The organism is Vibrio sp. VP6, assembly GCF_028823755.1.
In the GTDB taxonomy this organism is placed as follows: Bacteria; Pseudomonadota; Gammaproteobacteria; order Enterobacterales; family Vibrionaceae; genus Vibrio; species Vibrio parahaemolyticus.
Window position 1 is genome coordinate 41,514 of the sequence record NZ_JAPEID010000034.1, and the last position, 9,306, is coordinate 50,819.

Annotated in this window: 8 protein-coding genes and 1 pseudogene; 6 read left to right on the forward strand and 3 right to left on the reverse strand. The window is 46.1% G+C overall.

Features of this window, described 5'->3' with window-relative positions; all coding sequences use genetic code 11:
• Positions 1-59: 59 nt before the first annotated feature.
• Positions 60-1,279 (reverse strand): annotated as a pseudogene (gene gltS, locus OU793_RS18700) (sodium/glutamate symporter).
• Between the two features lie 434 nt (positions 1,280-1,713).
• Between gltS (OU793_RS18700) and OU793_RS18705 the strand changes: the two are divergent.
• From OU793_RS18705 to OU793_RS18715, 3 genes are read left to right on the forward strand one after another with little or no spacing between them, the layout of a single operon-like run.
• A complete protein-coding gene (locus OU793_RS18705) occupies positions 1,714-2,085 on the forward strand; it encodes a GntR family transcriptional regulator (RefSeq protein WP_005464887.1) in 372 nt (123 codons plus the stop codon).
• Positions 2,082-2,939, forward strand: a complete 858-nt coding sequence (locus OU793_RS18710) for an ABC transporter ATP-binding protein (RefSeq protein ID WP_025593511.1) — start codon at positions 2,082-2,084, stop codon at positions 2,937-2,939. Before OU793_RS18705 ends, OU793_RS18710 begins: the two co-directional genes overlap by 4 nt.
• Complete coding sequence (locus OU793_RS18715) at positions 2,939-3,769, forward strand: hypothetical protein (protein ID WP_021450404.1); 831 nt, start codon at positions 2,939-2,941, stop codon at positions 3,767-3,769. Before OU793_RS18710 ends, OU793_RS18715 begins: the two co-directional genes overlap by 1 nt.
• A gap of 100 nt (positions 3,770-3,869) precedes the next feature.
• Here the strand turns inward: OU793_RS18715 and gltS (OU793_RS18720) are convergent, their stop codons facing one another.
• Together gltS (OU793_RS18720) and OU793_RS18725 are read right to left on the reverse strand one after the other, a co-directional pair.
• On the reverse strand, positions 3,870-5,105 hold the full coding sequence (gltS, locus tag OU793_RS18720; RefSeq protein WP_005464899.1) for a sodium/glutamate symporter: 1,236 nt from the start codon (positions 5,103-5,105) through the stop codon (positions 3,870-3,872).
• Positions 5,106-5,649: 544 nt separating this feature from the next.
• On the reverse strand, positions 5,650-6,288 hold the full coding sequence (locus OU793_RS18725) for a CatB-related O-acetyltransferase (RefSeq protein ID WP_029999718.1): 639 nt from the start codon (positions 6,286-6,288) through the stop codon (positions 5,650-5,652).
• Between the two features lie 249 nt (positions 6,289-6,537).
• Between OU793_RS18725 and OU793_RS18730 the strand changes: the two genes are divergently transcribed.
• From OU793_RS18730 to OU793_RS18740, 3 genes are all read left to right on the forward strand, one after another.
• The gene (locus OU793_RS18730; RefSeq protein ID WP_159404248.1) at positions 6,538-7,365 is read left to right on the forward strand and encodes a DUF4344 domain-containing metallopeptidase; all 828 of its coding nucleotides are present in this window, start codon (positions 6,538-6,540) and stop codon (positions 7,363-7,365) included.
• A gap of 1 nt (position 7,366) precedes the next feature.
• A complete protein-coding gene (locus tag OU793_RS18735; protein WP_140203378.1) occupies positions 7,367-7,753 on the forward strand; it encodes a thiol-disulfide oxidoreductase DCC family protein in 387 nt (128 codons plus the stop codon).
• A 179-nt stretch (positions 7,754-7,932) separates the two neighbouring features.
• Positions 7,933-9,306 (forward strand): methyl-accepting chemotaxis protein (locus tag OU793_RS18740; RefSeq protein WP_274647819.1); only part of this gene is annotated, 1,374 nt, incomplete at its 3' end.

Consider the following 9,306-nt stretch of genomic DNA (forward strand, 5'->3'; position numbering starts at 1 on the left):
TTACGACTGGCTTTGGCTTTAAATGATCTTAAAATTGGCGTGGTTACGCCTTTCGCCGATTATTTGATAAAGGCGATGCAGCCTTGCAAAATCACTAAGTTAACGATGTCGATGAAAAATGCACCGACAATCGGCACCACCATAAACGCCTGTGGTGACGGGCCGAAACGGTTCACGATAGACCCCATGTTCATCACGGCTGTTGGTGTCGCCCCCAAACCAAAACCGCAGTGTCCACTAGAAATTACCGCCGCGTCGTAGTTGCTACCCATGACGCGGAATGTCACGTAGTAAGCGAACACCGCAAGAATTACCGACTGCACGGCAAGGATGATCAAGAACGGAATGGCTAGATCAAAAATGTTCCACAGTTTTAAGCTCATGAGCGCCATTGCTAGGAACAGCGACAATGAAACCGTACCGAGAATATCCACGGTTTCTAAGTCGACTTTGCGAACTTTCGTCACTTCCATGATGTTGGTGATCACCACACCAATAAACAACGCGTAGACAAAGTCCGGAATCATCAACCATTTGATGCCAAAGCTGCTCACCCAGTTTTCTAGATAACCCGCCCCTGTCACACACAACAAAATAATCGACAAGCTTTCGACCACTTTCTTTGCAGTAACTCGGTCTTCTTCGTGCTCGTTATAAGTCACGAGTTCAGGAAAACGTTGGTGACTTTGATTTGTACGGCCGTATTCCGATTCTAGGTTGTTTTTGTCTATCAAACGCTGTGCCACTGGGCTGCCGATGATGCCGCCAATCACCAAGCCAAACGTCGCAGATGCCATCGCAACCTCAAGTACGTTATGTAGCCCGTACATATCTTGGAAAGTCTGCGACCAAGCTGCGCCGGTTCCGTGACCACCAGAAAGCGTAATGGAACCCGCAATTAAGCCCATTAGCGGATCTAAGCCCAATGCGGTCGCCAAAGACACACCAACGGCGTTTTGAATAAGAATGTACGCTGATGCCACCGCGAGAAAGATAAACACCTTCGCACCACCTTTGATCAGCTGGGTGTAGTTTGCCGCTAATCCAACGGTGGCAAAAAACATCAACATAAAGGTATTTTGCAGTGGTAAATCGAAGGATAAATCAACGCCATTAAAGTGCATTGCGGTAATCACACAGGCGATGACTAACCCACCAACAATCGGTTCTGGGATATTAAATTTTTTTAAAATTGGAAGTTTGGTGTTGATAAATTGCCCTAGGAACAACACACAAATAGAAACGACTCCTGTGGGCCGATTGAAATAACATGATTCATAAAACCTCTTTTTTCCTTTTTCTCATCCGCTGAGTAATGCTTCAACGAGAGATAGGTAACGAATCCAATCAGGTTGCCTATTGAGTCCTTATTTTTCTAGGGTGAATTCCACTCTAATTCTCACTAGATAAGAATGTTTTAATTTTAATATTCAATAAATTCTCACTCAGTGATAAACACAAGTTTTGTCGTAAGTTTCTCACGCTCTGAAGTACCTCTAATTGCGGATTCTCAACTTATGAGAAGTGGTTGTTTTTATATCAATTTGAAATAGAAAAAACGCATCCGATTGCGTGCAAATATTCGGTGCAACGTGTCGAAAACGGACGCCATAAACACCCTGTTGTGTGATGGCAAAAAGATTAATTCTTTCTATTTCTCAAACCTAGTGTTATACATATATATAACACCAATTCAGCCATAGGATGTTTATCATGACGCATTGGCATGATCGCCAACCGATTTTTCGCCAGTTGGCTGATCAAATCACCCAACAAATATTGCAGGGCGTCTGGAAAGAAGGCGAGGCTTTACCCTCCGTCCGCAGTATCTCTGCCGATATGAAAATTAACCACCTTACCGTCATGAAAGGCTATCAGTTACTTGTTGATGAAGGACTGGTGGAGAAAAAACGTGGTCAAGGCATGTTTGTCGCACAAGGGGCGATTCAACAATTGCGCTCTGCGGAAAAGGCTCGCTTTCTTGAACAGCAAATTCCTCAAATAGCCGATACATTACAACGTCTGGACATGTCAGTTGATGAACTTGTCCAGCAACTCAACCCCCATATGAAAGGTGACCAATGAGCGCATTAGTCAGTGTAAAAAACGTCTCCAAGCAGTACCGCCAACAAGGAGAGGCGCTTCATGATGTGAGTTTTGACTTACATGCTGGTCAAGTGCTTGGTTTACTCGGCCACAATGGCGCGGGTAAGTCGACGCTTATTAACGCCCTACTCGGCGCCCACGACTACGAAGGGACTATTCGCATCAATGGCTTCGAGCCCATGATGCAGCGTGACAAGATCATGCAGAATTTGTCGTACATCTCAGATGTGAATGTTTTGCCAGATTGGATGACGGTCTCTCAGCTTCTGAGTTATACCGAAGGGGTTCACCCGGGTTTCAATCGCAGCAAAGCAGATGCGCTGCTTCGTCAAACCGACATCAAACCACGTGCGAAAATCAGAGCCCTTTCGAAAGGGATGAAAGTGCAATTGCACCTTGCCATTGTGATCGCAACCAATACACAAATCCTGATTTTGGATGAACCAACTCTTGGTTTGGATTTGGTTTACCGCGACACCTTCTACCGTCATTTACTGGAATGGTTTCATGATGGTGAACGCGTTCTGATCATCACCAGCCATGAAGTTTCCGAGATCGAACATCTGTTAACCGATGTGTTGATTCTTAAACACGGTCGCCCGGTGCTGCAAACCTCAATGGACAGCATCAGTGAAGACTACTTTATTCTCGATGCCAATGACGAACACCGTACGCAAATTGAAGCGATGCACCCACTCTCTTCACAAAAAGGATTGGGCACAACGAAATGGCTATTGTCTTCACAATACGCTGATCAAGTGGCGGGGCTTGGCGATGTGCATGGTGTGAAACTGGCAGATCTGTTTTTAGCGTTACAAAAGGAGGCAGCATAATGCGCTCAGTCGTCGCAATGTTGCGTAAAGAGTGGTTAGAAAACCCACTAGTATTGCGCTTACCTTTGTTTATGTTGGCGTGTGGAGCGTTGCTTTTTATTAGTTTGATGAGTAACACCACGTTGCAACACAACATGTTTTTCGAAATGAGCCTCGGTGGCGATGTGAGTGATATTCACAAAGAACTTGGGGACGACGTCAACATGCTGATCACTGGTGGCGCTGGTTTGCTGTCTATGTTACTTGCCATTCAGTACTTCCCTAGAACGCTGCGTAAAGAGCGTGCCGAAGGCAGCATTATGTTTTGGCGCAGTATGCCAGTTAGCGATCTAAAAACGCACCTCGTGAAGCTGACGTTTGGTTTGTTGGTGATCCCGCTGGTGTGTTCTGGCCTCGTTTTGGCGGCTGATTTTATGCTGTGGTTACTTAATATTTCGACCGACCAACAACTGGCTTTGCTCTATCGTCAAACTTCGCTTGGCTACGTGCTGCTGCACTGGGTGGAGTTCTTAGCAAGAATGGCGCTCGCAGGCGTGTTGATGCTGCCACTAGCACTTTGCGCGATGGCAATTTCTCAGAAGGTAAACTCGCCGTTGGTGATTCTCTTCATCGCGATTTATGCGCTACGTTGGATGCCAATTGCGATGTTTGGTTACTACGGGTTGGATCAGTTCTTCTCAGCCGTGCTCTATTTGCCTCTGCATGCGATCATCGCCTCTAACCCATTCAGTGCGATTCCTGAAGCGGGTTTGGCCAACGTCGGCATCTACGCCTTTATTGGGATACTGGCGTGGACGGCAAGTTTGAAGTTCAGCCGTACCATTCAATAAACAACGACTCGAACAAAAATCGACACATAAAAAAACAGTGTCACAACCTGCGTTGTGACCGTTTTTATTTTTACCCTTAGGGGCTCATCTATCCAATCGTCTAGCCAAGGAAAGAAATGTAACCTTGCAAGATGATTAAGTTGACGATGTCGATAAAGAACGCGCCAACAATTGGTACCACCATAAATGCCTGAGGCGAAGGACCAAAACGGTTAACAATAGAACCCATGTTCATCACCGCTGTTGGCGTCGCACCCAAACCAAAACCACAGTGACCACCCGAGATAACCGCCGCATCGTAGTTGCTGCCCATTACCTTAAAGGTCACGTAGTAGGTGAAGATGGCCAAAATCACCGACTGAATCGCCAGAATCACTAAGAATGGGATCGCCAAATCAAAGATGTTCCATAGCTTCAAGCTCATGAGAGCCATCGCCAAGAACAGAGACAGCGACACCGTACCGAGCATATCGACGGTTTCAGCGTCCAGCTTACGAATCTTAGTCACCTCTAAGAAGTTCGTAATAATCACACCAATGAACAGCGCGTAAACGAAATCAGGAATCATCAACCAAGAGATTTCGTAGGTACTCACCCACTGTTCAACGTACTTCGCACCCGTCACACAAATCAGTAAGAAGAAGAGTTTTTCCACGACCTTTTTCGCCGTTACTTTGTCTTCTTCGTACTCGTTGTACGTCACCAGCTCTGGGAACTTCTCGTGGGTTTTGGCATCTCTACCACCACGACCGTACTCAGATTCGATACCATGTTTTTCCACTAGGCGTTGAGCCACTGGGCTACCAATGATACCGCCGATGATCAAACCAAAAGTGGCCGATGCCATCGCGATTTCCAGAACGTTATTTAATCCGTACACGTCTTGGAAAGTTTGTGACCACGCCGCCCCCGTGCCGTGACCACCAGACAGAGTAATCGAACCCGCGATTAACCCCATTAATGGGTCTAAACCCAATGCCGCCGCAAGTGACACGCCGACACCGTTTTGAATGATGATATAGAAAGACGCGACCGCTAAGAAGATAAAAACCTTCGCGCCTCCTTTCATCAACTGAGTGTAGTTTGCCGCTAAACCAACCGTGGCAAAGAACATCAGCATAAAGGTGTTTTGTAACGGTAGATCAAACTCTAAGTCGACACCGTTAAAATGAAGAGCAGTAATGATGCAGGCTACGATAAGGCCACCTACAATCGGCTCAGGTATATTGAACTTCTTTAAAATCGGTAACTTAGCATTAATAAAATGCCCCAAGAAAAGCACACTGATCGCAACCAAGAAGGATTCCAGTGCACCTACAGATATTAAATGATTCATATCGCCTCTTATTATTGTTCTCTTCATCCTCCGTAATGATTGAGTGTTAGTTTAACCTTCATTCAATAGCAAATTTTCTCGCTTTATTTCCGAAAATACTCATTAGATGGTGTCATGCGCCTTAGGCTAGTTTAAGGGCGCTTGTTAAGCATTGTGCCAATGGTTTGCTGTTTGCCGCCCTTAAATGTGAAAGGAGCCTTTACAGCTCCTTCAAATGCCCTTTGCCTCAACCAAAAACGCGTGGTCAATGCGCCGGGTATAATGTTGTGAGTAATTTCTAGTGACACTTTCTGAACCGCGCAATGGGCTCCCTTACTTAAACAGAATGCGTCGATTACTATCGAACAAAGTTCCTTCCCGCTGTAACCGTCAAAACGCCGAGATCGCGTTCAAACAATTGAGTTTGCTTGTTCCTATCGTAGTTTTTCAACTCTGACTCATGGTGATTTAAACGAATCGATGCCAAGGAAACGCACAAGCTGCAACAATAGTTTTCGTCACAACGGAGCGAGATTATAACATATCGCTGATAATTTTCCTCATTTCAGTGACATTCGCCATCTTTATAGTTACTTTCCGCAATGATTAACTGCTCAATATCATTTCCACAGATAAAAGAGCGAAGCGCGTTAAACTTAGCCTCATCCCAAGAATACATCTTAAGAGCCAATAACTTATCAATCGTCTCTGGGCCAAAACGAGTTTTGATCGGCTTAGCAGGAGCGCCCGCTACCACGGTGTACGGCGGCACGTTTTTCGTTACGACACTGTTTGCAGCAATCACCGCGCCCTCTCCAATCGTAACGCCTGGCATGATCATCGCGCGCATTCCAATCCAAACAGCATCTCCGATAATCGTGTCGCCCCTGCTTTGATAGGAACGTTCGACATCATCAAGAAACGGATACAAGCAGAACCAATCGGTTCGATGATTGTGATTGCCACCCATTAAAATCACCGCTTCGGCGGCGATACAAACATAATCACCAATATAGAGTTGGTCGACTTCCCAACGGGGTTGCCACTGCTTGCTGATTTCATCCCCCAGCAGATAACGAACGACGGATTGCTCAAAACCATTATCCCAGCAATCGCTGTAATAACTGTGAGTACCTTTAATATGGATGTTGGCGTTTTGCACCACTTGGTGCAGATACTGAACTTTAGACCAATGTTTAGTCATGGCATTTGCCTCTTCAATAGAGAGTAAAATTTTGCCACGGAACGATTTCTCGTGGCGCTGTTGCTGCGTTCTCAGTCAACAACGCCTATTGGATTCGGGGTTGTAACAACAGTGGATTAGGCATAGTGATCTCCTTTAGGCGAACTATAAAACGAATTGGCGCAGAGTGACAAACGCCAATCCCGATTATTCATTCGCCAAAAACATGTATAATTTTTATGCAAGCCATTCAAATAACAAGAGCTCAACATGAAAATTCAATCGCATCTCCCTGTACTATTACTCTGCGCCGCTTCTGCCAACGCGGCGAACAATATTCGTATCGAGTACATGCCCGCAGAAACAACTTATGACAAACTTGCCGAGCAATCCATTCAAAGCAGCGATGTGAACCCGATTTTTGTTCGACTTTCTCAAGACTACTTCCCTTTTCGTAAACCGCTCACTCTGATCTATGGCGGCGAAGATGGCCCTATGTACGATCCCGACACGCACACCATCCATATTCCTTATACGTTTTACTTGGAGTCGCTCAATTACTTCTCCAACAACCAATATGAAGATCGCTACGGAAAATCGCCAAAGACTGGTGCATTAGATACCTTATTACACACTTTGCTGCATGAAGCTGGGCATGCGTACATCGAGGATCAAAGCATCCCTGTGTTGGGGAAAGAAGAAGATGCCGTTGACAATTTCGCCACTATTTTACTGATCGACTATTTAGACGATGGCGCCGATATGGCCATCAGTGCCGCCGACATGTTTGCGTTTGAGTCCGATGACAGACCCGACTATTACGATTTCGGCGAGTACATTGACGAACACAGTTTTGACCTACAGCGTTACTTCTCCACTTTGTGCTTGGTGTATGGCAGCGATCCTGAACAGTACAAATCGTTACTCGACGAAGTAGAAAAAGACTACCTTCGAGATCGCAAAGACTTCTGCCAATACAATTACGAAAACATTCGCACTAACTGGCAGCACTACCTGCAGCACAATGAACCCAAAGAAGCATCGCCACGTAAAAACAGCGAGAAACCATCAAGCAGCCCCAATGCAATGACGAATTGATATGACTAAACTGACTATTTTCTACGACGGCACTTGCCCACTGTGCGCCAAAGAGATGAAGGCATTACGCCAACACGATCATAAGCAAGAGATAAACACCGTTGATATTTACAGCGACGCTTTTTCGGCCTACCCGCAAATCGACCCTGATCGTGCCAACACCATTTTGCATGCCTTGGACAACCAAGGAAATTTACTCCTCGGGCTGGATGTGACCTACCGAGCTTGGCAGCTTGTTGGACGAGGTTGGTTGTATGCACCACTGCGCTGGCCACTCATCAGACCTGTTGTGGACTGGCTTTATCTGCGCTTCGCCCAAAATAGGTATCGCATCTCATATTGGTTAACGGGCACTTCTCGTTGTAATTCTGGCCGCTGCTCTCGGTAATTGTGATCACGCTTGAAAATGTTAATACGCTCGCGATAAATCGTGCATTTCCAGTACTTCTCTCCTACTAAGTCGGTTAATCTGCAATCACTACAAAAATAAATAGCTATATATTTATCCGGCAAATCGATTGAATTTTGCCTTTTCGTAACGCTGCGCCGAGAAGTAAGGAAGTCTCTATGAATCTAACCATAAGAAAGCGACTGTATATTCTTTCCATCATTCCAGTACTCACCATTGCACTAGGTATGATGTGGTTCACCTACCTGCAAACTAACGCTTATAACCAACAGCAAATTGATCAGACCCACACCACCATGATGGCGATGAAAAAAGCCGAGCTGAAAAACTATGTTCAGATGGCTCGCTCGGCGATTGAACCGCTACTCAAGAGAAATGCGACATTAGAAGAAGCTCTTCCCGTTTTACGAGAGCTGGAATTTGGTGAGACGGGCTACATCTTCGGTTATAACTCCAAAGGCGTCCGTGTTGTGGTCGGCAAGAACGACAAAGGCATCGGTGAGAACTTCTATAACCTGCAAGACAAGAAAGGTAATTACCTGATTCAAGATTTGCTGAAAAACGCCAAAACGGGTGAATTCACTACCTATTACTTCCCGAAACTAGGACAAACAGAAGCGCTACCGAAATTGAGCTACTCAATGTTCATTCCTGAGTGGGATTTAATGATCGGTACCGGCTTTTACACCGATGACATTGATGCCGTCATTGCAGAAATGGAAGCTTCAGCCCATGACGCGCTCAACACGACTCTAGTGGCCATTGCGCTGTTCTGTGTTTCTATCGCTGCCGTGGTTGCTATCTTCGCCGTGTTTGTGAATCGTAGCATCATGCGACCAATCGAACAGTTTGATGCCTCGATCCAATCCTTCGCGCAAGGCGATGCCGACCTTACAGCACGCATGCACGAATCCAACGTACCTGAGTTCAAACAGTTAGCGCATAACTTCAATATCTTTGTTGAAAGCCTGCAGGGCATCATCAAGAGCGTGACTCAAGTCGGTGAAGAAGTCGTCGCAGAAACCAACAACATGTCGCAACGCGCCTCTCAAGTCGACGAACTCGCTGGCGGTCAACGTGAAGAAACCGAGCAAGTTGCCGCAGCGATGACGGAAATGACAGCCACCGCGCATGAGATTTCGAACAACGCTAACCAAGCAGCAGAATCAGCGCGACACGCCGATGAAAACGCTCAACAAGCGAAACACATCGTCGATTCCGCTGCGAATTCTGTCGAAGAGCTGGCAAGCGAAGTTTCAGAGGCGAGCACTGTGATTGCCCGTTTAGAGAGCGACGTTCAAAACATCTCATCATCTTTAGAAGTGATTCAAGATATTGCCGAGCAAACTAATTTGCTTGCGCTAAATGCCGCGATTGAAGCTGCGCGAGCTGGCGATCAAGGACGTGGATTCGCGGTAGTAGCAGATGAAGTCCGCAAGCTTGCAAGCCGCACTCAAGACAGTACGGGCGATATCCATAAAATGATTGAGCAACTAAAATCTGGCTCAGATGCCGCTGTACGTGCGATGGAA